Origin of the sequence: Accumulibacter sp., assembly GCF_023806635.1 — a bacterium.
Lineage (GTDB): Bacteria > Pseudomonadota > Gammaproteobacteria > Burkholderiales > Rhodocyclaceae > Accumulibacter.
The window spans coordinates 48403-71168 of sequence record NZ_JAMTDQ010000085.1 but is presented as its reverse complement, the minus strand read 5'-3'; the positions used below and the strand labels follow the sequence as shown (position 1 = coordinate 71168).

The 22766-nt window shown below is 68.2% G+C and carries 17 protein-coding genes and 1 pseudogene; 13 read left to right on the top strand and 5 right to left on the bottom strand.

The annotated features are described in order from the left end of the window. From NFW30_RS14955 to NFW30_RS14895, 13 genes and pseudogenes are all read left to right on the top strand, one after another. Positions 1-267: pseudogene (locus NFW30_RS14955) on the top strand (hypothetical protein); the annotation flags it as partial. 20 nt (positions 268-287) lie between these two features. Continuing rightward, positions 288-1556: an FtsH protease activity modulator HflK gene (hflK, locus tag NFW30_RS14950; RefSeq protein ID WP_295357252.1), complete on the top strand. Its 1269-nt coding sequence runs from the start codon at positions 288-290 to the stop codon at positions 1554-1556. Further along, positions 1556-2446, top strand: coding sequence for a protease modulator HflC (gene hflC, locus NFW30_RS14945; protein ID WP_034939235.1), 891 nt, complete (start codon positions 1556-1558; stop codon positions 2444-2446). The genes hflK and hflC overlap by 1 nt, the downstream gene beginning before the upstream one ends. Then, a complete protein-coding gene (locus NFW30_RS14940) occupies positions 2443-2628 on the top strand; it encodes a DUF2065 domain-containing protein (RefSeq protein ID WP_034939233.1) in 186 nt (61 codons plus the stop codon). The genes hflC and NFW30_RS14940 overlap by 4 nt, the downstream gene beginning before the upstream one ends. Beyond that, entirely contained in the window at positions 2625-3788 is a 1164-nt protein-coding gene (locus tag NFW30_RS14935) for an ATP phosphoribosyltransferase regulatory subunit (RefSeq protein ID WP_295357239.1), read from the top strand. Before NFW30_RS14940 ends, NFW30_RS14935 begins: the two co-directional genes overlap by 4 nt. Beyond that, positions 3788-5095 carry an adenylosuccinate synthase gene (locus NFW30_RS14930; RefSeq protein ID WP_295357236.1) on the top strand — a complete coding sequence of 436 codons (1308 nt, stop codon included), beginning with the start codon at positions 3788-3790 and terminating at the stop codon, positions 5093-5095. Before NFW30_RS14935 ends, NFW30_RS14930 begins: the two co-directional genes overlap by 1 nt. Positions 5096-5219: 124 nt before the next feature. Continuing rightward, the gene (locus NFW30_RS14925; RefSeq protein ID WP_295372318.1) at positions 5220-5528 is read left to right on the top strand and encodes a DUF4351 domain-containing protein; all 309 of its coding nucleotides are present in this window, start codon (positions 5220-5222) and stop codon (positions 5526-5528) included. A gap of 202 nt (positions 5529-5730) precedes the next feature. Further along, positions 5731-7590: an HlyD family efflux transporter periplasmic adaptor subunit gene (locus NFW30_RS14920; protein WP_295357230.1), complete on the top strand. Its 1860-nt coding sequence runs from the start codon at positions 5731-5733 to the stop codon at positions 7588-7590. A 7-nt stretch (positions 7591-7597) separates the two neighbouring features. Next, on the top strand, positions 7598-9745 hold the full coding sequence (locus tag NFW30_RS14915) for a PqqD family peptide modification chaperone (RefSeq protein WP_295357226.1): 2148 nt from the start codon (positions 7598-7600) through the stop codon (positions 9743-9745). Then, a complete protein-coding gene (locus NFW30_RS14910; protein WP_295357223.1) occupies positions 9738-11744 on the top strand; it encodes a hypothetical protein in 2007 nt (668 codons plus the stop codon). The genes NFW30_RS14915 and NFW30_RS14910 overlap by 8 nt, the downstream gene beginning before the upstream one ends. 3 nt (positions 11745-11747) lie before the next feature. Beyond that, the gene (locus NFW30_RS14905; RefSeq protein WP_295357220.1) at positions 11748-12635 is read left to right on the top strand and encodes an efflux RND transporter periplasmic adaptor subunit; all 888 of its coding nucleotides are present in this window, start codon (positions 11748-11750) and stop codon (positions 12633-12635) included. Between the two features lie 111 nt (positions 12636-12746). Further along, positions 12747-13499 (top strand): helix-turn-helix transcriptional regulator, encoded by a 753-nt coding sequence (locus tag NFW30_RS14900; protein WP_295357217.1) that lies wholly within the window; start codon positions 12747-12749, stop codon positions 13497-13499. A gap of 180 nt (positions 13500-13679) precedes the next feature. Further along, a complete protein-coding gene (locus tag NFW30_RS14895) occupies positions 13680-14126 on the top strand; it encodes a cache domain-containing protein (protein WP_295357214.1) in 447 nt (148 codons plus the stop codon). Between the two features lie 129 nt (positions 14127-14255). On the opposite strand, the gene ppk2 is transcribed toward NFW30_RS14895, so the two are convergent. From ppk2 to NFW30_RS14870, 5 genes are all read right to left on the bottom strand, one after another. After that, a complete protein-coding gene (gene ppk2, locus NFW30_RS14890; RefSeq protein WP_295357250.1) occupies positions 14256-15026 on the bottom strand; it encodes a polyphosphate kinase 2 in 771 nt (256 codons plus the stop codon). Positions 15027-15310: 284 nt separating this feature from the next. Continuing rightward, positions 15311-15649, bottom strand: coding sequence for a hypothetical protein (locus NFW30_RS14885; RefSeq protein ID WP_295357212.1), 339 nt, complete (start codon positions 15647-15649; stop codon positions 15311-15313). A gap of 44 nt (positions 15650-15693) precedes the next feature. After that, on the bottom strand, positions 15694-16758 hold the full coding sequence (locus NFW30_RS14880; protein ID WP_295357210.1) for an HD domain-containing phosphohydrolase: 1065 nt from the start codon (positions 16756-16758) through the stop codon (positions 15694-15696). Further along, positions 16755-19166 (bottom strand): ATP-binding protein, encoded by a 2412-nt coding sequence (locus NFW30_RS14875; RefSeq protein ID WP_295357208.1) that lies wholly within the window; start codon positions 19164-19166, stop codon positions 16755-16757. The genes NFW30_RS14880 and NFW30_RS14875 overlap by 4 nt, the downstream gene beginning before the upstream one ends. Then, the gene (locus tag NFW30_RS14870; RefSeq protein ID WP_295372315.1) at positions 19163-22597 is read right to left on the bottom strand and encodes a bacteriohemerythrin; all 3435 of its coding nucleotides are present in this window, start codon (positions 22595-22597) and stop codon (positions 19163-19165) included. Before NFW30_RS14870 ends, NFW30_RS14875 begins: the two co-directional genes overlap by 4 nt. Between the last annotated feature and the right edge of the window lie 169 nt (positions 22598-22766).

Sequence of the window (22766 nt, the reverse complement as noted above, 5' to 3'; positions counted from 1 at the left end):
GTGCGCCAACCTCAGCCAACCACCGCCTTGCGCGGATTTGAAATGAGAAGTGCTGTCACGGGGCTGCCGCCTTCGGTCGAGCGGGACGAGTATGGTAGAATCCGCCGCGTTCGCGTCAGCGCCATCGGCGGTCAGGGGTTGCCCCTGCTGCGTGGAGCGCTGGCCGAGATCGCTCTGTTGAAGACGGGCGGGACAAGTCGGGGCGCTTCTGGTGCCGCGGTCCTGCAGGCTGTGGATAGGCATCTTGATTCGGATGGTTCCCCATGATTTCTAGCCTTGGCGTGTTGATGTCGCTGAATGACCCGCAGTGGGGCAACCGCGGCGGTGATGATGGCGGCGGCCGTCGCCCCAACCAGGGGCCGCCGGACCTCGATCAGTTGTGGCGCGACCTCAATCGTCGCCTGTCGGGGATATTCGACCGCAAGCGCGCCGGTGGTGGTGATCGTGGCGGAGACCGGGGTGGCGACCGGCCGCCTGTGCAATTCAATCCGCGTTTTCTCGGCGGTGGCATCGGTCTGCTGCTGGCGCTCGTCGTGGTCGTCTGGCTGGCGAGTGGTTTCTACATCGTGGATGCCTCGCAGCGCGGGCTGGTGCTGCAGTTCGGCCGCTACAAGGAGAGCACCGACCCCGGCCTGCGTTGGCGGCTGCCGTATCCGATCCAGTCGCACGAGCTGGTCAACGTCTCCGGCGTGCGCACGGTCGAGATCGGCTACCGTGGCAGCGAGAAGAACAAGGTGCTGAAGGAAGCACTGATGCTCACCGACGACGAGAACATCATCAACATCCAGTTTGCGGTGCAGTGGTTCCTCAACGATCCGGTCGACTACGTCTTCAACAATCGCAGTCCCGACGACGCCGTGATGCAGGTGGCGGAGACGGCCATCCGCGAGATCGTCGGCAAGAACAGGATGGATTTCGTGCTCTATGAGGGGCGCGAGCAGATTGCCGCGGTGGCGGCAAAGCTGATGCAGGAGATCCTCGATCGTTATCAGACCGGCATCCTGATTTCCAAGGTGACGATGCAGAACGCACAGCCACCGGAACAGGTACAGGCGGCTTTCGACGATGCGGTCAAGGCGTCGCAGGACCGCGAGCGGCAGAAGAACGAGGGTCAGGCCTACGCCAACGACGTGATTCCAAAGGCTCGCGGTACGGCAGCGCGACTGCTCGAGGAGGCCGAGGGTTACCAGAAGCGTGTCACCGTCAGCGCCGAGGGTGACGCCAGCCGCTTCCGGCAGATCGTCAGCGAGTATGCCAAGGCACCGGAGGTGACACGCAGCCGGATGTATCTCGAAACCATGCAGCAGGTCTACTCGAACACCAGCAAGGTGCTGGTGGATACCAAGGGGCAGGGCAATCTGCTCTACCTGCCGCTCGACAAACTGATGCAGGCGGCCGGAGCAGTGGCGGCTGCGCCTGCCGGCGGCGGTCCGGAAGCACCGCCGCCGTCGCGGCCGTCGCCGGCGGCGTCCAACGAAGTGCCGCCGCAGGTCGTCGAGAAGGGCGATACGCGCTCGCGCGAGACGCTGCGTCAGCGTGATCGGGAGGCCCGCTGATGAAGGGCGGAATGAACTTCATCGTCGGCACGTTCGTTGCGGTCCTCGTCCTCCTCGGTGCGACCATCTTCACCGTCGACCAGCGGCAAAGCGCGATCGTCTTCCAGCTCGGCGAGATTCGCGAAGTGATCGAGGAGCCCGGACTGTACTTCAAGTGGCCGTTGATCCAGAACGTGCGCTATTTCGACCGTCGCATCCTGACGCTCGACAATCCCGAGCCGGAGCGTTTCATCACTTCGGAAAAGAAGAACGTTCTGGTCGACTCCTTCACGAAGTGGCGCATCGTCGATCCCAAGCTCTACTACATCTCGGTCGCCGGCGACGAGGGGCGTGCCAAGACGCGCTTGTCGCAGACCGTCAATGCCGGCCTGCGCGAGGAGTTCGGCAAGCGGACCGTGCATGACGTCGTTTCGGGTGAGCGCAACAAGATCATGGAGCAGATGCGCGAGAAGGCCGACCTGGATGCCCGCAAGATCGGCGTCCAGATCGTCGACGTGCGCGTCAAGCGGGTCGAGCTGCCGAGCGACGTCAGCGATTCGGTCTACCGCCGGATGGACGCCGAGCGCAAGCGGGTGGCCAACGAACTGCGTTCGCAGGGCTTTGCCGAAGCGGAGAAGATTCGTGCCGACGCCGACAAGCAGCGCGAGGTGATCGTCGCCGAAGCCTATCGCGATGCGCAGAAGATGAAGGGTGAGGGCGATGCCCGGGCGACCGCGATCTACGCCCAGGCCTTCGAGAACCATCCCGACTTCTACGCTTTCTATCGCAGCCTCGAAGCCTACCGCAACAGCTTCAAGGGCAAGAACGACGTGATCGTCGTCGAGCCGAATTCAGATTTCTTCAAGTACATGAAGAGCATGGGCCGCGGCGGCGACAAAGCCGGCAAATGATCGACAACCTGCTGCTGGCGCTGGCCCTGATGCTGGTGGTCGAGGGGCTGCTGCCCTTCGTCGCCCCGTCCACCTGGCGCGAGACCTTCCGTCGCCTCATCCGCTTCAGCGATGGGCAGATCCGTTTTGTCGGTCTGACCTCGATGCTCGTCGGGCTGGTGTTGCTGATGATCTTCCGATGAACTGGCTGCTGCCCGAGCACATCGCCGACGCCCTGCCAGCCGAGGCCGCGCGCATCGAAAGCCTTCGCCGCAGGCTGCTCGACCTGTTTCGCGTGCATGGCTACGAACTGGTCCTGCCGCCGCTGCTCGAGCATCTCGAGTCGCTGCTCACCGGATCCGGCCAGGATCTGCGGTTGCGCACCTTCAAGCTGGTCGATCAGCTGTCCGGCCGTACCCTCGGCGTGCGCGCCGACATGACGCCGCAGGTGGCGCGGATCGACGCCCATCTGCTCAACCGGCAGGGTGTCACCCGTCTGTGCTATTGCGACAGCGTGCTGCATACGCTGCCCGCGGCGCTGGGTGCCAGCCGCGAACCGATCCAGCTTGGGGCCGATCTCTACGGTCACGCCGGCGTCGCTGCCGACCGCGAGGTCATTCGGCTGATGGCCGCCACCCTGGCCGCGGCCGACGTCAGCGCGGCGCGCATCGACCTTGGCCATGTCGCCGTCTTTCGCGCCCTGGCCGCCGCCGCCGGCGTCGACGGCGAACTCGAAGCGACCCTGCTGTTGTTGCTGCAGGGCAAGGATCTGCCCGGTCTGGCCGACACCTGCCGCCGTCTCGACGAGCCCTGGCGCAGCGCGCTTCTCGAGCTGCCGGAACTCTACGGTGGCGTCGACATCCTGGCTCGTGCGAGGCGGGATCTGCCCCACTTGCCGGGGATCGTCACCGCGTTGGCGACGCTGCAGGAATTGCAGGCCTCGCTCCCCGATCTGCCACTTTCCTTCGATCTCGCCGACCTGCGCGGTTACCACTATCACAATGGCGTCGTCTTCGCCGCCTATTGTCCGGGTTACTCGACGGCGATTGCCCTTGGCGGCCGTTACGACGGCGTCGGCAGCGTCTTCGGCCGGGCGCGGCCGGCGACCGGTTTCTCGCTCGACCTGCGCGAGCTGGCCCGGTTGCGGGCGGGCGCGCCGCAGCCGGGCGCGATCCTTGCCCCGTGCGCGGCGGCGGGCAGCAGCCTGGCGGGGGCGATCGCCGCGCTGCGCGCAGAGGGTGAGGTGGTGGTCGAACTGCTGCCGGGCGAGAGCGGCAGCGAAGGACCAGCGTGCGACCGACAGCTGGTGGAGCATGACGGGCAGTGGCTGCTCGCGAACATCGTTAGGGACGGATCAGTCTGATGGCCAGGAATGTGGTGGTGGTGGGAACGCAATGGGGCGACGAGGGCAAGGGCAAGATCGTCGACTGGCTCACCGATCAGGCGGCCGGCGTCGTCCGTTTTCAGGGCGGCCACAACGCCGGCCACACGCTGGTCGTCGGCGAACAGGTCTACAAGCTCAACCTGGTGCCGTCGGGGATCGTTCGCCAGGGCGTCGAGTGCTTCATCGGCAACGGCGTCGTGCTCGACATCCATCACCTGCTGAGCGAGATTCGCCTCCTCGAGGCGGGCGGCATCGACGTCCGCTCGCGCCTGCGGATCAGCCCTGGCTGCCCGCTCATCCTCGGCTATCACGCGGCGCTCGACAATGCGCGGGAAGCCGCCCGCTGTGCCGACCTGCGAATCGGCACCACCGGCAAGGGAATCGGTCCGGCCTACGAAGACAAGGTCGCACGGCGCGCACTGCGCGTCTATGACCTTTTCTTCCCCGACCGTCTGGCGGACAGGCTGCGGGAGAACCTCGACTATCACAACTTCGTGTTGACCCGCTATCTCAACGCTGCCGCCGTCGACTGCGACAGTGTCCTGGCGCGGGTGCTGGCCGACGCCGAAGAGATCAAGCCGCTGGTCAGCGACGTCTCGGCGGCGCTGCACGCACTCAACGAGGCGGGCAAGAACCTCCTTTTCGAGGGCGCGCAGGGAGCGCTGCTCGACATCGATCACGGCACCTACCCCTTCGTCACCTCGTCCAACTGCGTCGCCGGGCAGGCGGCGGCCGGCTCCGGAATCGGGCCCGGGATGCTGCATTACGTTCTCGGCATCACCAAGGCCTACTGCACGCGCGTCGGCAGCGGCCCCTTCCCGAGCGAGCTCGACATCGAAAGCGCTGGACAGCCCGGGCACCAGATGTCGCAGAGAGGCCGCGAGGTCGGCACCGTCACCGGGCGCAAACGGCGCTGCGGCTGGATCGACCTGGCCGCGCTGCGGCGCTCGATCCAGATCAACGGCGTCAGCGGCCTGTGCATCACCAAGCTCGATGTCCTCGACGGCCTCGACGAACTGCGCATCTGCACCGCCTACGCCCTCGGCGGCAAACGCGTCGAGCTGTTGCCGATGGGTGCCGACGAAGTCGCCAACTGCCAGCCGATCCTCGAGAGCATGCCCGGCTGGTCGGCGTCGACGGTCGGCGCAGCGACCATCGATGCCCTGCCGACGGCGGCACGTGCCTATCTCGAGCGGATCGAGGAACTCTGTGGCGTGCCGATCGACATCGTCTCGACCGGTCCGGAGCGCCGCGAAACCATCGTCCGCCGCCATCCGCTGGTCTGAGTACGCCACCGTCGCCGGCCAGGCGAGCAGACCGGTGCGTGGCTGGATCAGGTGCGCGACACCGCCACTCTGGATCCTGGGACTGCTGGCCGATTGGCTGGCGGACCGACCGGGCCTGCGCGGGATGTTCGCGCTCTGGATCCGGGCAACGTTGATGCGCAGAGCGGAATACCGTATCGTCTGGCCTCAGATCGATGATCCACAGGAGCTGAACGTCATGTTGGCCGAACGACTGGAGGAATGGGCGCATGCCTACAAGGCCGAGGGTGAGGCGCTGGCGCTGCAGAAGCTGTTGCAAAGGCGCTTCGGTTCGATCCCCGCCGAGGTTGTGCAGTCAATTTCACGCGCCTCAGTCGAGCAGATCGACATCTGGCTCGATCAGGTCCTCGATGCCGGGAGTCTTGAGGACCTCTTCGGGCCGCCCGCGCTCTGAAAATGCGAGCGCTTTGCGCTCAGGCCTGATTCGATCAGCATCCCAGCAGCGATGCGACCAGCCTGCCGGCAGGCCCCCTGGACGAAGCTGACCCTGCCAGTCCGAGTTGTTTTCTGGTTGCCGTTGTGGCGGCGGTTCGGGGCTTGGCTGGAATGGGCCGCGTAGGAGGTTGCACTCGCCGTTCCCATCGGGAAGCACCGTCTTGAACTCGGTCACCAGTTCATCCAGCACGCTCGCTTCGCCGCAGACACCGAGTCCCGGCGACGAGTCCGGGCGAGCGGACGCCGCTGCCGCATGGGGCGCCTTCGCCTCCGCCGCCACCGCCGCCGACTTCTGCACCAGCTGGCTGGCGCTGCAATGCCTGCAGCTCGAAAAAGTGCGCGCGGCGCTGCTGCTGCTCGAGCAGGGCGGCGGCGCCTTCGTCCCGGCCGCCGTCTGGCCTTCGCCGCAGACCGACGTCGGCTACCTCGCACCGGCTGCCGAACGATGCCTCGGCGAACGCCAGGGCAAGGTGCTGTGCGGCCAGCCCGGCGCGCTCGTCGTCGTCGCCTACCCGGTCGAACTCGAAGGGCGCCTGCACGGCGCCGTCATCCTCGACCTCGCCGAGCGCCCCGACGACGCACTGCAACACGTCCTGCGACAGTTGCACTGGGGCATCGGCTGGATCGAGACGCTCTTCCTGCGCCGCGAGAGCCTCGCCGACGCCGAAAGCGTCGAGCGCGCGCGCAGCGCACTCGACGTCCTCGCCGTCGCCGCCGAACACGAGCGCCTGCCGGACTTGGCGCTGGCGGTGGTCAATGACCTCGCCAGCCGCTTCGCCTGCGACCGCGTCGCGCTCGGCATCGACCGCCGCGGCCAGGCGCGCCTGCTCGCCCTCTCGCACTCCGCCTTCTTCGAAAAGAAGAGCCAGTTCGTCAGCGCCCTCGAAAACGCCATGGACGAAGCCCTCGACCAGCGGCGCAGCATCGTCCACCCGCCGCTCGACGAAGCGGACGGCGGCATCGCCATCGCCCACCGCGACCTCGCCGGCGCGCGCGCCGTCTGCTCGGTCGTCCTCGAACACCGGGGGCTCGGCATCGGCGTCCTCAGCTTCGCGCGCGCGAACCCCTTCACCAGCGACGAAGTGCGCAGCTGCGAGGCCGTCGGCACGCTGCTCGCGCCGCTCCTCGCCAGCCGCATCGAACTGCACCGCTGGTTCGCCGGGCGCCTCGCCTACCGCCTGCGCGACGCCTGGCGCCACCTCCGGGACCGCCGCCGGCCGGGCCTGCGCGTCGGGCTTGCCGCCGCCGCCCTCGTCCTCCTCGGCATCCTCTTCCTCGATGGCGACTACCGCGTCAACGCCCGCGCCGTCGTCGAAGGCGAAGTGCAGCGCGCCGCCGTCGCCCCCTTCGACGGCTTCCTGCGCGAGGCACCCGTGCGCGCCGGCTTCATCGTCCGCCAGGGCCAGGTGCTGGCGACGCTCGACGAGCGCGACCTGCTCGTCGAGCGACAGCGCTGGCGCTCCGAGCGCGGGCAGCACGAAGGCCGCTACCGCGATGCCTTGGCCAGGCACGAGCGCGCCAACGCCAACGTCGCGCTGGCGCAGATGCAGCAGGCCGAGTCGCAACTCGCGCTGGTCGAGGAGAAGCTCGCGCGCGCCAGCATCGTCGCCCCGTTCGACGGCATCGTCGTCTCCGGCGACCTCAGCCAGCTCCTCGGCTCGCCGGTCGAGCAGGGCAAGCTGCTCTTCGAGATCGCCCCGCTCGACGCCTGGCGGGTCATCCTCAAGGTCGAGGATCGCGACATCCGCGACGTCCGTCCCGGCCAGAAGGGCCGCCTCGTCCTCGCCGGCCTGGCCGGCGAAGTCCTCGACTTCGAGGTGCAGAACATCGCCACCGCCGAAGCCGAGGACGGCAGGAACGTCTTTCGCGTCGAAGCGCGGCTGGCACGCAGCGACCTCAAGCTGCGCCCGGGAATGGAAGGCGTCGGCAAGATCGACGCCGGCGCGCAGAGCTACGCCTGGATCTGGACGCACCGCCTGAGCGACTGGCTGCGCCTGCAGGCCTGGACCTGGCTGCCGTAGGCGCGGCATGGCGGGCCCCTTCCTCAGCGCCTCGTGGTACCGCGTCGCCGCCCTGCGGCCGGCGCTGCGCGCGCACGCCCGCATCCAGCGGCAGCGCTTCCGCGGCCAGTTGTGGTACGTCCTGCACGACAGCGCCGCCGGCAAGCTGCACCGCTTCAGCCCCGGCGCCCATCGCGTCGTCCGCCTGCTCGACGGCGAGCGGACGATCGACGCCATCTGGCAGCAGGTCGCCGCCGAAGCCGGCGCCGACGCGCCGACGCAGGACGAAGTGATCCGCCTGCTCGCACAACTGCACGCCGGCGACCTGCTGCAGGCCGACCTGCCGCCCGACATCGACGAACTCGGCGAACGCGGCCGCAAGGAGAAACGCCAGAAGCTCCTGCAGAGCTTCATCAACCCGATGTCGATCCGCATCCCGCTGTGGGATCCCGACGCCTTCCTGGCGCGCAGCTGGCCACTGCTGCAGCCGCTCGCCGGCCGCACCGGCATCGCCCTCGGGCTGCTCGTCGTCCTGCCGGCGGCCGTCCTCGCCGGCGTCCATTGGTCCGAACTGACCGGCAACCTCAGCGACCAGTTGCTGGCCACCGACAACCTGCTGCTGCTCTGGCTGATCTACCCGCTGCTCAAGGGCCTGCACGAACTCGGACATGGCTACGCCGTCAAGGCCGGCGGTGGCGAAGTGCACGAGATGGGGATCATGCTCCTCGTGCTGGCGCCGATCCCCTACGTCGAGGCCAGCGCCGCCGGTGCCTTCCGCAGCAAGTGGCGGCGCGCGCTGGTCGGCGCCGCCGGCATCCTCGTCGAACTCTTCCTCGCCGGCATCGCGATGCTCGTCTGGGTCACCGTCGAACCCGGCCTGCTGCGCTCGGTCGCCTTCAACGTCGTCGTCGTCGCCGGCGCCTCGACGCTGCTCTTCAACGGCAACCCGCTGCTGCGCTACGACGGCTACTACGTCCTCGCCGACCTGATCGAGATTCCCAACCTCGGCAACCGCTCGAACCAGTACTGGCAGTGGCTCGCCAAGCGATACCTGCTCGGCGTCAGGCACATCGAGCGGCCGCTGGCGAGCCCGGGCGAGCGCCGCTGGTTCCTCTTCTACGGCGCCGCCTCGTTCGTCTACCGGACGCTGGTGATGATCGCCATCATCCTCTTCATCGCCGGCGAGTTCTTCTTCATCGGCGTCGTCCTGGCGATCTGGGCGGCGGTGACGATGTTCCTGCGACCGCTCGCCAAGGGCCTGTCGTACGTTCTCTCGAGCCCGGAAGTGCAGCGCACGCGCAGCCGTGCACGCCTCGTCACCTGCGGCGGCCTGGCGTTGCTCGCGCTCCTGCTGTTCGCCGTGCCGCTGCCGCTGCGCACGCACGCCGAAGGCGTCGTCTGGGTGCCCGAGAACGCCGAGGTGCGCGCTGCCGGCAGCGGCTTCGTCGAGCATCTCTTCGCCGCACCCGAGGCGACGGTCGCCAGCGGCGACGTGCTGCTGGCGATGCGCGACCCGGCGCTCGCCGCGCAGGCCGACGAGAGCCGGGCGCGCGTCCGCCAGTACGCGGTGCAGTACGCGGCGCTGATGTTCGACGACCGCGCGCAGGCGGCGGCGATCCAGGAAGACCTGCAGCGCGAGCGCGTGGCGCTGGCGCGTGCCGAGGAGAAACTCGAACTGCTGCTCGTCGTCGCCGGCATGCCGGGGCGGCTGAGGCTGGCGCGCGCCGCGGATCTGCCGGGGCGATACCTCCGTCAGGGAGAACTCCTCGGCTACATCGACAGCGGGCCGCCGCGCCTGGTACGCGTCGTCGTCGGCCAGGACGACATCGCCCTCGTTCGCGAGCGGCGCACCCGGGTCGAGGTCAAGCTCGCCGACCGCCTCGACCGGACCGCTGACGCACGCCTGCTGCGCGAAGTCCCGGGCGGCCACGAGCAATTGCCGAGCAGGGCGCTGTCGCTCGCCGGCGGCGGACCGCACGCCACCGATCCGCGCGACAACGAGGGTCTCAGGACGCTGCAGCGGCTGTTCCAGTTCGACCTCGAACTGCCGCCGGAAGCCGGCAGCCCGGAGATCGGCACGCGCGTCTTCGTCCGCTTCCATCACCACGCCGAGCCGCTCGCCACGCAGTGGGGACGCCGCCTGCGGCAGCTCTTCCTCGCCCGCTTCGATGTCTAGGGCGCTGCTCGCCGGCTGGCAGGTGCATGCCTTCGCGCCCGGACTCTACCCCGAGCGCGGCGACCTGCGCGACGATCGCTTCGACCGCCTGCTCGGTCGCCTCGGCGGGCGCTGGGCGCAGCGCGGCGTGCCGCTGCGCCGGCAGCGCGGGCGGCGCTTCGTGGCAGAGGTCGAGGCGCAGGCCGATGCGCTCGCCGCGCTCGACGAGGGCGAACTCGGCCGCCGCGCCGCCGCCGTCCGCCTGCAGCTGGCGAGCGATGGTCTCGTCGCGGCGTCGGTCGTCGCGTGTTTCGCGCTCGTGCGCGAAGTGTGCACGCGGCTGCTCGGCCTGCGTCACTACCCCGTGCAGCTCATCGGCGGGCATGCGCTGCTGTACGGCAAGCTGGCCGAGATGCAGACCGGCGAGGGCAAGACGCTGACCGCCGTATTGCCGGCGGTGACCGTCGCCCTCGCCGGCGTGCCGGTGCACGTGATCACCGTCAACGACTACCTGGCGCGACGCGATGCCGAACTGCTGGCGCCGGTCTACGCCTTCTTCGGCCTGCGTGTCGGCCTCGTCGTCCCCGGCCAGGAGCGCGACGAGCGCGCTGCCGCCTACGCCTGTGAAGTCAGCTACTGCGTCAACAAGGATCTGGTGTTCGATTACCTGCGCGACCGCATCAGCCAGAAGCGCAGCCGCAGCGCCAGTCGCGCCCGCGTCGACGGCTGGCTGGCCGGGACGCCGCAGCGTGCCGCACCGGCACTGCTGCGCGGACTGTTCTACGCCATCGTCGACGAAGCCGACAGCGTGCTGATCGACGAGGCGCGCACGCCGCTGATCATCTCCAGCGATACCGAAGACCCGCAGGGGCGGGCACTTTATGAGCAGGCGCTGGCGCTCGCCGCCGGACTGGCGGCGAAGGAGCACTACCGGCTGCGACCCGACGAGCGCAGCATCGAACTGAGCGACGCCGGGCGCGGCGTGGTCGGCGATTTCGCCCGCGGCCTGCCCGGCCTCTGGGGAATCGCACGCGCGCGCGAGGAACTCGTCGAGCAGGCGCTGTCGGCGCTGCACCTGTTCCAGCTCGACCGGCACTACCTGATCGTCGAGGGCAAGCTGCAGATCGTCGATGAATACACCGGGCGCGTGCTGCCCGACCGCTCATGGGAGCGGGGCCTGCAGCAGATGCTCGAGGTCAAGGAGGGAATCGACCTCTCGAAACGGCGCGACACCATCTCGCGCATCACCTATCAGCGCTTCTTCCGCCGCTACCTCTGTCTCGCCGGGATGACCGGCACCGCCACCGAGGTGGCGCCGGAAATGCGTTCGGTGTATGCGCTCGACGTCGTCGCCATCCCGACCAACGAGCCGATGATCCGCCGCGACCTCGGGCAGCGCGTGTATTGCGCCAGCGAGCGGCGCTGGGCGGCAGTCGTCGAACGGGCGAGCGAGATACGCGCCGGCGGGCGGGCGGTGCTGATCGGCACGCGTTCGGTGGCGGCCTCAGAGGTCGCCAGTCAGCGGCTGCTGGCGGCCGGCCTGCCGCACGAGGTGCTCAATGCGCGCCAGGATGCGCACGAGGCCGAGATCATCAGGCAGGCGGGAACGCCCGGGCGGATCACGGTGGCGACCAACATGGCGGGGCGCGGAACCGACATCGTCCTCAGCGAAGAAGTGCGTAGGGCCGGTGGCCTGCACGTCATCCTGTCGGAGTTCCATGACGCGGCGCGCATCGACCGGCAGCTCTTCGGCCGCGCCGGGCGGCAGGGTGACCCGGGTTCCTGCGAGGCGATCGTCGCGCTCGATGACGAACTCTTCGTCGCCCATGCCGCGCCGTGGCTCGGCTGGCTGCGCGCGCAAGCGGCGGCCGACGGCCTGCTGCCGCCGCTGCTCGGACGGCTGCTGCGGCGGCTGGCGCAGGGGGCCGCCGAGCGGCAGAATGCGTGCATCCGGCGGCAGACGATGGAACAGGACCAGCGGGTCGAGAAGTCCCTGGCCTTTGCCGGAAGAGGGGAGTAGGCGATGAACGGGGCGATGCGGATCGGCGGCAGCGTGCTGCTGGCGTTTCTGTCCGGGCCGGCGCTGGCCGGCGAGTTCGACTGCATCATCGAGCCGAGCCGGACGGTCGACGTGCGGGCGGCGAGCGAGGGGTTGATCGAGAAGATCTGGGTCGACCGCGGCGACATGGTGAAGGCGGGGCAGGTTCTGGTGACGCTCGATTCGGGCGTCGAGCGGGCGGCGACCGAGGCGGCGCGTTACCGCTCGACGATGCAGGGGCGCGTGCGGACCGGCGAGAGCCGGGTCGAGTTCGCGACCGCCAAGTACAACCGGCGCGAGAAGCTCGCCGGGCAGTCGTTCATCTCGCTGCACGACCGCGACGAGGCGCTGACCGAGAAGCGGCTCGCCGAGTCCGAGCTGGTCGAGGCGCGCGACGACCGCCGGCTGGCCGAGATCGAGTACCGCCGCCTGTCCGAACAGTTGCGCCTGCGGACGATCAGGAGCCCGGTCGATGGCGTCGTCGTCGATCGCCTGCTGAGTGCCGGCGAACTGGCCGACAACCGCGACCTGCGCAAGCCGATCCTGCGCCTGGCCGACATCGGCACGCTGTTCGTCGAGGTGCTGATGCCGATCGAGGCCTTCGGCAAGCTGGCGCTCGAGCAGAACGTCGAGGTGCTGCCCGAGCCACCGGTCGGCGGCCGCCATGTCGCGAAGGTGAAGGTCATCGACCGCGTCCACGATGCCGCCAGCGGCACCTTCGGCGTCCGCCTCGAAATGGCCAATCCGGGATTGAAGCTGCCGGCGGGGATCAAGTGCAAGGCGAGCATCGCCGGCGTCGGTGGGCGCCCGGCGGGTGCTGCGGGCGGTTCCGCGGGCGCGCGCCAGCCGGCGACGCCGGCGAAGCCGCCGTGACCTACTGCAGCGATGCCACTTGCCCCTGCAGCCTCGCCGCCTGTACTGTAGCGGTTGTCGATGTGCCCGATGCCGGCATTCGGGCCGGCAGCGCATCAGGAGACGATCACCATGACTACCCCGCCCACATCATCAGGACGACGCAAGGCAGGATCGACTGGCAAGCGAGGCACCCCGAAGACGACACCGGAGGCGGCGGCGCCTGCCGCACCGCCGGCGAACGAACCGGGGATCGTCGACCAGGTGCGGGCGATGGCCGGCAGGTTGCTCGACCTCAGTTCGGCGACGGTCGTTGCCGGGCGGGCGCTGCAGACTGCCGGCAAGGTCGGCAGGGCGCTGCAGGAGGGACATCCGATCGACGCCGCGAGCGAGGTGGTGCGCGCCGTGCTGCCCGGCGTCGGCGATACGGCCGCGTGGGCGAAGACGGGCGCGGCACTGCGCGCCGTGCGCGAGACGGCCGGACTGACGATCGCCGAAGTCGGCCAGGCGATCGATCTCAAGGATCCGACGCTGATCGAGGCGATCGAGAATGGGCGCCTGGCCCTGTCCTTCGAACTGATCCTGCGCCTGGCAGCCGTCTTTGGCCGCAACGATCCGGTCGGTTTCGTCATGCGCTTCACGCGGGCATCGAACCCCGAGCTGTGGCAGACCCTCGAGGCCCTGGGTGTCGGCAGGCTGGTGTTGCAGACCGTCCGCGAACATCAGTTCGTCAACGTCTATCGCAGCAACGACGACGCGCGGGCGCTGAGCGACGAGGAGTTCGCCGAGATCCTGAGCTTCACGCAAGCCGCTTTCGAGATGGCGATGGCCCTCCGCGCGCGACATGCGCGGCGCGCTGGCTACCGGGACGACGGCACGGCGTGATTCAGGAGCATGGCCGGGGCCGATCGGGCGGCGACCGCTCGCCGGTGCGAGCGATGTCGGCCGCCCCTGAGCGGCATTTTTCGGCTACGATGCGGCGCGGGGGGATTTGCCTCTCGCACGCGCCACTCTGGCAGGTCGTTGGCCGGAGCGCCGCGTGACAACCTGACTAGGAGGGTTACGATGCTACGCAAGAAACTGGCCATGCTTTCCGCTGTGGCATTTCTGGGTTTCGCCGGCGGTGCCCTGGCAGCAGAGTACGGAACGCCCGCCGAGGCGAAAGCCATGCTCGAGAAAGCTGCCGCTGCCGTCAAGGCCGACAAGGCGAAGGCGCTGGTGATGTTCACCAAGGGTGAGGGCGGCTTCAAGGATCGCGATCTGTATCCCTACTGCGGCGGTCCCGATGGCAACTTCACGGCGCATCCGACGCTCGTCGGCCAGAGCCTGAAGGCGCTCAAGGACAAGGCCGGCAAACCGCTCGGTGAGGAGGTGTATGCTGCCGCCAAGGAGGCGACGATCAGCGAGGTCACTTACATGTGGCCGCGCCCGGGTCAGACCGATCCGGTGGTCAAGGTCGCCTACGTTACCCGTATCGGCGACCAGGTTTGCGCCGTCGGCTACTACAAGTAACGGGAGAGGGCGCGGAGCGGGCATCTCCGGATGCTGTGTCCTGTGCCGCGACAGCCAAGAAAAACCCCGCTGCGGCGGGGTTTTTTGTTGGCTTCCTGTTGCCTGACAGGCGCCGTTGCACGGTCTCCTTCAGTAGACCTCGGGAATGAAGGTCTGGTCGGAGATCGGCGGGCGGACGTAACCACCTTCGTCCTGACGCGGCGGCAGGACGATCGGTTGTGGCGTCAGGTCTTCGTAGTCGATCATGTTCAGCAGGTGCGTGATGACGTTCAGGCGGGCACGCATCTTGTCGTCGCCGTTGACCACATACCACGGGGCCTGCTTGATGTCTGTGTGCGCGAACATCGCATCCTTCGCTTTCGAGTATTCGACCCAGCGGGCGCGCGACTGCAGGTCCATCGGGCTCAGCTTCCAGTGCTTTTCCGGATGGAAGATGCGCTTCTGGAAGCGGCGCTCCTGTTCCTCGTTGCTGACCGAGAACCAGTACTTGATCAGGATGATGCCGCTGCGCACGAGCATTCTCTCGAACTCCGGGCAGGTGCGCAGGAACTCGCGGTATTCCTCTTCGGTGCAGAAGCCCATGACGCGCTCGACGCCGGCCCGGTTGTACCAGCTGCGATCGAAGAGGACCATCTCGCCACCGGCGGGAAGGTGCTGCACGTAGCGCTGGAAATACCACGAGGTCGCCTCGCGCTCGGTCGGTGCCGGCAGTGCGGCGACGCGCGTGACGCGCGGACTCAGGCTCTCGGTGATGCGCTTGATGCAGCCCCCCTTGCCGGCGGCATCGCGACCTTCGAAGATCACCACTACCTTGAGCTTCTTGAACTTGATCCACTCCTGCAGCTTGACGAGCTCGATCTGCAGCTTGGAGAGCGCCTTCTCATAGGTCTTGGCGTCCATCTTTGGCTTGCGCACGGGTACGATCTCGCCGAGGCCGACCGTCGGCGTCGGTGCGGCAGCCGCGGTGGCGGGTTTCGCATCCGTGCCCTTCGTGCCCTTCGCCTTCGCCGGCTTGCTCTCCGCCTGCCGCTCCGCAGTCTTGGCAGCGCGTGCCGAAGCCTTGCCCGTGGCCTTGGCCGGAGCGGCCGCAGCTGCGGGCACCGCAGCTTCGTGACTGGCGCTCTCGTTCGCCACCGGACTCGCGGTCGCGGTCACGGCCTCCTCGTTGGTCGGTTTCAGTTCACTCATTGACACCTCCTCCATGTGGCTGACTGCACTCGTGCAGTGCGGGCACAATTGCCTGCAAGTTTGCGCTCGAAACGTTCGCGGACGACATTATCGTACATTTTTCCGCAGAAATCGACGAGTATCTGCACGAAACGTGTAATGCGCCGGTCGTCGTGCCAGAGGTCCGTGCCCGACGGTGTGCCGCGGGCGGGATCGCGAGCCGCGCCGCTGGCCGTGCTGGCGATCACCGGTATCGCCGCGGTCGCCGGCTGCACCCGCAAGTGGCGCCGCGTGGCGAGGCCGTCTTCACGCGGCAGCTCGAGGTCGCGCCGGACGAGGTCCGGCGTGATCGCCAACGCCAGCGCGAGTCCGGCTTCGCCGCCACTCGCCCCGCTTGCGCTCAGTCCTGCGGCTCCTGATGCTGGTCGCGGATGGCGAGGATCTCCGGCAGGTGCGCCTGGAAGCAGCCGACCACCTCAGGATCGAAATGACTGCCGCCGTTGGCGATGACCCAGGCCACCGCCTCGTCGACCGGCCACGCTCTCTTGTACGGGCGGCGCGAGGTCAGCGCGTCGAAGACGTCGGCGACGGCAACGATGCGTCCGGCCTGCGGGATGGCAAGGCCGGCGAGGCCGGCGGGGTAGCCGCTGCCATCCCACTTCTCGTGGTGGGTTAGCGCGATCGTCCGGGCCAGGCGGAGAAGACCCGATTCGTCGCCGGCGAGGATGCTGGCGCCGATCTCGGGATGGGTGCGGATGATCGCCATTTCGTCCGCAGCGAGCCGGCCGGGCTTGAGCAGGACGGCGTCGGGAATGCCGATCTTGCCGATGTCGTGCATCGGGCTGGCGTTGAGCATCAGGTCGCTGGCTGCGTCGCTCCAGCCGAGGCGGCGGGCGAGAAGGGCGGAGTACTCGCTCATGCGCAGGATGTGGTAGCCGGTCTCGTTGTCGCGGTATTCGGCCGCGCGACCGAGTCGCCGCACCACCTGCAGGCGGGTCTGGGTCAGTTCATCGGTGCGGATGCGCACCATCTCTTCAAGAATGCCCTTCTGATCATGCAGCATGCGGTGTGCGAGCTGGGCGTCGAGCAGGTTGTTGACGCGCATCAGGAGTTCGGCCATGTCGAACGGCTTGCCGATGAAATCGCGCGCGCCGCCAGCGAGCGCCTTGAGCAGGGTGTCGCGCCCGTGCTGGGCCGTGAGGATGACGATCGGTGGCAGCAGCGGGTCGTCGAGCGCCTTGAGTTGGGCCATCACCTGATAGCCGTCGAGATGCGGCATGTTGATGTCGAGCAGGATCAGGTCAGGGCGCCCGGCGCGATAGCGGTCGAGCACCTGGCGCGGATCCTGGATGGTCACCAGCTGCTGGTAGTTCCGGCTGCCGAGCATCTTGCCGAGCAGCTTCAGATTCGCCGGTTCGTCGTCGATGATGAAGATGCGGGCCTGGTTGCGCAGTTGCTCGTTCATGCTCCCTCCGGGTTGGTCGTGTCGAGCGCAGCCCTGTGGCCCCTCGGTGAGGACCGCGGGGCGTCCGGACCCACGGTGACATCGTTCGCCGACGCAACAGGCGTCCGGTCGCTGGCGTCCGCCAGCGGCAGTTCGAAGCTGAAGGTGCTGCCGACGCCGACCTCACTGACAACGCGGATCGTGCCACCCATCGCCGTCAGCAGCCTTTGCGTCAGCGCCAGTCCGACGCCGGTGCCCTCGACACCATCGTACGATGACGTCAGGCGCTCGAAAGGCTGGAACAGGCGCGGCAGATGCTCGCCGGCGATGCCACGGCCACTGTCGCGAACGGCGACCTGCAGCCGCCGGCCGCGGCGCGCGCTGCCAATGTCGATCGTGCCCTGCTCGCTGTTGAACTTGATGGCATTCGAGAGCAGGTTGAGGATCACCTGTTTCAGGCGGCTGCCGTCGGCCAACAGTACCACGTCGTCGATCTCGCTGGTGACACGGATGCCCCGCGCCTCGGCAAGCGGCCGGACGAGCGCCACACACTCGGCAACGACCGGTGCCAGGGGCACCGCCGCGAGCGTCAGCTCGATCCGCCCGCTTTCGACTCGCGCCAGGTCAAGCACTTCGTTGACCTGCTCGAGCAGGTGGCGGCCAGCACGGAGAATCTCCTGCACGCTGTCGCTCTGCCCGGCCGACAGCGGGGCGTCGCCAGGCATCGCGAGCAACTGGCCGAAACCGAGGATGGCGTTCAGTGGCGTCCGCAGTTCGTGGCTCATGCGCGAGAGGAACTCGGTCTTCGCGGCATTGGCCGACTCGGCAGCCTCCTTGGCGGCGGCCAGGGCGGCAGTTCGCGCCGCGACGAGGGCTTCGAGGTGGTGCCGGTGCTGTTCGAGTTCATCCGACGCGCGTTTGCGCTCGGAGATGTCCTGGCAGAAGTCGATGTAGCCGATGAAGGCGCCGGCACGATCGAAGCGTGGATTGCCGGCATCCTCGATCCAGTGGTACTCACCATCGCCGGCACGCAGGCGATACACCATGCGGAATGGCTGACGGCTCTCGAAATGCTCGTCGTAGCCGCGTCGACAGGCATCGCGGTCCTCGGGATGAATCCCCGCCGCCCATCCGGCAGCGACCTGCTCTACCAGCGAGCGGCCGCTGAAGCGCAGCCAGGGTTCGTTGAAGTAGTTGGCACGACGGTCGCTGCCGGAGGTCCAGATCAGTGCTGAACCGCCGTCGGCCAGCGTGCGGTAGTGCTGCTCGCTCTCCTGCAGGGCTGCCTCGCGCTGCGCCAGCGACTCGAGCAGCAGGTTGAAGCTGCGGATCAGTTGCCCGACCTCGTCCGCAGCCGCCGTCGGCAGGGGCTTCGGGACCGGGCCGGCGGCGTGCGACATGTCGGCAAGGAGTGCCGAGGCCGCCAGCATCGGCGCAAACTGCTGGCGCAACATGCGGCTGAGGAACCACCAGCCGAGCGTGCCGACGAGCAGGCTGAGCAGCAGCGCCGCCAGCAGGACCCGTTGCTGCAGCGCGACCACGGGCTCGAAGGCTTCGCCGGTCGGCAGGACGCTGACCAGGAACCAGCCGGCGACCGCGATGCGCTTCGCCGCCGCCAGTTCTTCGACGCCACGTGAGTTCAGCGCGACACCGTAGCCCTCGTAGCCGCCGACGAAGCGGTCGTGGTTGCGGTTGACGCCGGCCGCCGGCATCGGCGACATGGTGCGCGAGCGGTCGGTTCCGGTGACGATCAGTGCGTGCTGTGGCGCGATGATCAGGTAGCCGCCGGTCCTGCCGTAGCGCTGGTCGACGATGCGGTCGAAGAAGTTCGGCTGGCCCAGGTCGATGACCCCGCTCAGTGCGCCGATGACCTTGCCGCCGGCGCCGCGGATGGGTGCCGCCAGTGCGATGGCCGGAGAATTGAGCGTCCGGCTGATGACCGGCCGGCCGATGCTGGCCCGACCTTCCCTAAGGGCGGCGACCATGTAGTCGCGGTCGGCATAACTGCTGCCGATCTGCTGCGGCAGGTAGGGAACGCTGGCGAGCGTCAGGGCATTGCCGTCGCGGATGCGCGTGCCGCCGTTGAACAGTTGCTGGAGGGTCGTGCGCTGTTCGAGGAATCGCTGCAGTTCGGCCGGCTTGCCGAGCAGGGCAGGAGAAATCTCGTCGGCGACCCGGACGAGGGCCTGCAGCCGCGTGTCGAGTTCGGCATTGAGCTGGACGGCGATGATCGAGGTCGTCGAGAACTGCTGCTCGCCGAGCAGGTGCGTCATGTCCTGGCGCAGGCTGCGCGTCGCATACAGGGTCAGCGACCAGATTGCGAGCAGGAACAGAGCCAGCGTCAGGGCGGTGATGCGCGTCTTCAACGACCAGACGACAGGTCGCAGCGCAACCGTATCGCTGCGCTCCGGCGGCGCTGCCGGACTCACTCCGGGCGTGCCGATCGCTGCTCCTCGAGAGCCTGGTCGACGATGCGGAGGAAGGCGGCGATGTCGATCGGCTTCGTCAGATAGTCGAGAAAACCTGCCGCGCGGCCACGTTCGACGTCGCGGGCGAGGGCGTTGGCGGTGATGGCGATGACCGGTGTGCGGCAGGTGGCCGCGTTCTCCTGCAGGACGGAGAGGACCTCGTAGCCGTCCATGCCCGGCATGTTGATGTCGAGCAGGATGAGATGTGGCCGGTGCGCCAGCGCCAGCTCGATTCCCAGCTGCGGCGCGTGCGCGGTGAGCAGGCGCAGCTTGCCGTGGCGGCCGAGGATCTGGGTCATCAGCTTGAGGTTGGATGGGTTGTCGTCGATGCACAGGACGCGCTGTTCGTCGCTGGCCGCCGGCGTTGCCTCCTGCATGCCGCCGCCGTCGTCGTGGGCGCTGCTCTGGCGACCGAGACTGGCGGCGGGGAGTTCGATCCAGAAGCGACTGCCGAGGCCCGGCTCGCTCTCGGCGCCGATCTCGCCGCCCATCAGTTCGACCAGGCGCTTGGTGATCGTCAGGCCGATGCCCGTTCCCTCGATCCCGCTCTCCTCGCCCTGCAGGCGGGTGAAGGGCTGGAAGACGTCGGCGAGGCGCGCGGCAGCGATGCCGACGCCGCTGTCGGTGACGCTGATCCGCTGGCGCAGTCCGGCCGCCGTGCGCAACTCCTCGATCCGCAGATGGATGCTGCCGTTTTCGCGGTTGTACTTGATTGCGTTCGACAGCAGGTTGAGGATCGCCTGCTTGAGGCGGACCCGGTCGGCGCACACCGCCGCCGCGGCAGGGACATCGATGGTCAGGCCGATGCCACGGGCCAGCGCCAGCGGTTCGATGAGGTGTCGGCAATCATCGACCACGGCCGCGACGTCGGTGGTCTCGAGTGAGAGGTCGACTCGTCCCGACTCGATCCGCGCGAGGTCGAGGACCTCGTTGATCAGATCCAGCAGGTGGCGGCTCGCCTTGAGGATCTCGTGCACGCTGTCCTGCTGGTCGGTGCTCAGCTCACCGTCGTACTCGAGCATCTGGGCAAAGCCGATGATGGCGTTCATTGGCGTCCGCAGTTCGTGACTCATGCTCGACAGGAATTCCGACTTGGCCCGGTTGGCGCTCTCGGCAGCGTCCTTGGCCAGCGACAGCTCGGCCGTGCGCCGCGTGACGAGGGTTTCGAGATGGGCTCGATGGCGCTCGAGTTCGGCTTCGATCGCCTTGCGCTCGCCAATGTCGGCGCCGGAACTGAGCGTACCGACGATGTGTCCGGCGTCGTCGAGCAGAGGGCCGGTTTTCCAGCCGATCAGCCGTTGCGAGCCGTCGCGGCAGAGGACGCTGTCCTCGGACGACAGATCGGCGTCGGTCGCACCGGCGATGATGCGCCGGAAGAGCGGCAGGCTCTGCTCGATGCCCCGCGGTTGTGGCAGGCAGGTGCTGAACCAGCAGCGACCGAGCAGCTCGCTTTCGGTATAGCCGAGCAACTCGCGGCCGGCGCGGTTGATCATCGTGATCCGGCCGTCGGCATCGAGCGCCAGCATCAGGCTCTGCACCGTGTCCAGATAGCGCTGCGCGAGATCCCGCTGCTGCCGCACGAGCTGTTCGGCGGTCCTGTGCGCGCTGACGTCGCGCAGGACCAGCAGCAGATGAACGCCACCGGTAGGCGCCGTGACGGAGGTGCCTTGCACCAGCAACGTCCGTTGGCTGCCGTCGCGATGGCGGATCGTCCACTCCTCGCCGCTGCGAACGCGTTCGGCACGCCGCAGCGCTTCTTCCGGTCGTTCGCCGTCCACGCGCAGGATCTCCTGCCAGCCGAGCTCGTTGGCTTCGTCCACGCCGTACCCGGTCAGTTTCTCCATCGCCGGATTCCAGACCGTGAAACGAACCAGCGGTGGCGTCTCGATCTCGTGGCAGACGGCGATGCCGTCGACCATCGAGTCGATGAGGCAGTTGGTGAACGCCGCCTGCTGCTGCACCACCGCCTTCATCTGCACGAGATCGGTGACGTCGAGCATGACGCCGACCAGACCGCCGAGGGCCCCGTCGACGCGGTTGAACGTCGCCTTGTTGAAGACGACATCGCGCAGCGAACCATCGGCGTGGGCAACCGTCGCCTGGTAGGTCTGCGTTCCTCGCTGCTCGAACAGGGCCTGATCGGCGGCCAGGTATCTGTCGGCGAGCGCGGCGGGCGCGACGTCGTGGACCGAGCGGCCGATCAGCTCACCACGGCTGATGCCGAGGTATCTCTCGAAGGCTTCGTTGCAACCCAGGTAGCGACCGTTCTCGTCCTTGAAAAAGACCGGGTTGGGAATCGTGTTCAGCAGCCCGTCGGTGAAACGGAGCTGGTCGGCCAGGCGCTGGCGTTCGTCGGCAAGGGCTTTCTCCGCCCGCTTGCGATCGCCGACGTCGCGCGCCGAGTAGAACAGAAGGCGCTCGCCGTCGATCGTCGCCGGCTCGCCACTGACTTCGACGTCGATCAGGCTGCCGTCCTTGCGCCGATAGCGGGTCTGCAACACGCGCCGCGAGGGACTTGCGAGCTCGCCCCGCAGCAGGGAGAGGCCGTCGGCACCGGTGCAGCGGACATCCCACGAGTCGATGGTGCTGCCGACGACCTCGTCGCGCGAACAGCCGAGCATGGCGCAGAAGGAATCGCTGACCTCGACGATGCGGCCGTCGCCGTCGAGCACATGGACGCCGTCGCTGGCGGCCCGCAGCAGGGCCCGGTTCTTCTCGCTGGCGCGTTGCAGCTCGGCCTGCACGCGGCGCAGCTCGGTGACTTCGGAGACCAGGTGCAGCGCGTTGGTGGCCGGCGTCGCGCTGATCGACAGGACGACGTCGGCGACCGCGCGTGCGTGCCGCGCCATCTGCGTCTCCGCCTGCCGCCGAGCTTCTTCGCGGCTGTGACCGGAACGCCGCGCCGCCACCAGGTAAGCCATGTAGCGGTCGTCCTCGAGGACGTGCGCGATCAGCCAGCGGGCGAGGAAGGCCATCGACTCCTCGGCGACGGTGGCGGTCCGGATCGTCTGCCAGCGCCCGCGCAGGCGCGCGACCTCGTCGTCGAAGCTGGCGTGCACCTGTCGATGGCGGACCTCGGCTTCGTCGTCGGCGAGGTGCTGCCGCCAGACGACCTCCTCGGTCTCGAAGTGGTGGAGTGCGTAGGCGGCGAGTTCGTCGAACATCGCCTCGATTTGCGGGATGTTCGTGCGGAACGCGACATGCGTGGCGAGGGCGTTGATCAGTTGCACCAGGCGGCGGTGCTGTGCGTCGACCGCCGGCAGCCCGGTTTCGAAGCTCTCGTTCCACGGCAGGAAGTCGACGGCGTGCATGGCGCTGAGGGTCAACGGCTGGATGAGGGCAAGAGGGTACGTCCGGGTGAACGGCAGCCGCGAGGAAAACTGTAGCGGCATTCCCGCAGGAGCGCTCGGCTCGCCGCTGCGCAGCCGTCGGCTGGCCGGCGTCGTTGCCGGAGGTGGTGGGGCGCCAGTGCGGCAGGACGCGCGAACAGCGGCTGGCGAACGGGAAGGGTTCGGGGATTGGGACTGGACGCGGCAGTGGCGGGCGAGCGCTGCGGCGGCA

Bases quoted from the DNA above. Each gene is read 5' to 3' on its own strand.
- hflK (WP_295357252.1), top strand. From the start codon at position 288: ATGTCGCTGAATGACCCGCAGTGGGGCAACCGCGGCGGTGATGATGGC.
- hflC (WP_034939235.1), top strand. From the start codon at position 1,556: ATGAAGGGCGGAATGAACTTCATCGTCGGCACGTTCGTTGCGGTCCTC.
- NFW30_RS14940 (WP_034939233.1), top strand. From the start codon at position 2,443: ATGATCGACAACCTGCTGCTGGCGCTGGCCCTGATGCTGGTGGTCGAG.
- NFW30_RS14935 (WP_295357239.1), top strand. From the start codon at position 2,625: ATGAACTGGCTGCTGCCCGAGCACATCGCCGACGCCCTGCCAGCCGAG.
- NFW30_RS14930 (WP_295357236.1), top strand. From the start codon at position 3,788: ATGGCCAGGAATGTGGTGGTGGTGGGAACGCAATGGGGCGACGAGGGC.
- NFW30_RS14925 (WP_295372318.1), top strand. From the start codon at position 5,220: ATGTTCGCGCTCTGGATCCGGGCAACGTTGATGCGCAGAGCGGAATAC.
- NFW30_RS14915 (WP_295357226.1), top strand. From the start codon at position 7,598: ATGGCGGGCCCCTTCCTCAGCGCCTCGTGGTACCGCGTCGCCGCCCTG.
- NFW30_RS14910 (WP_295357223.1), top strand. From the start codon at position 9,738: ATGTCTAGGGCGCTGCTCGCCGGCTGGCAGGTGCATGCCTTCGCGCCC.
- NFW30_RS14905 (WP_295357220.1), top strand. From the start codon at position 11,748: ATGAACGGGGCGATGCGGATCGGCGGCAGCGTGCTGCTGGCGTTTCTG.
- NFW30_RS14900 (WP_295357217.1), top strand. From the start codon at position 12,747: ATGACTACCCCGCCCACATCATCAGGACGACGCAAGGCAGGATCGACT.
- NFW30_RS14895 (WP_295357214.1), top strand. From the start codon at position 13,680: ATGCTACGCAAGAAACTGGCCATGCTTTCCGCTGTGGCATTTCTGGGT.
- ppk2 (WP_295357250.1), bottom strand. From the start codon at position 15,026: ATGGACGCCAAGACCTATGAGAAGGCGCTCTCCAAGCTGCAGATCGAG.
- NFW30_RS14880 (WP_295357210.1), bottom strand. From the start codon at position 16,758: ATGAACGAGCAACTGCGCAACCAGGCCCGCATCTTCATCATCGACGAC.
- NFW30_RS14870 (WP_295372315.1), bottom strand. From the start codon at position 22,597: ATGCCGCTACAGTTTTCCTCGCGGCTGCCGTTCACCCGGACGTACCCT.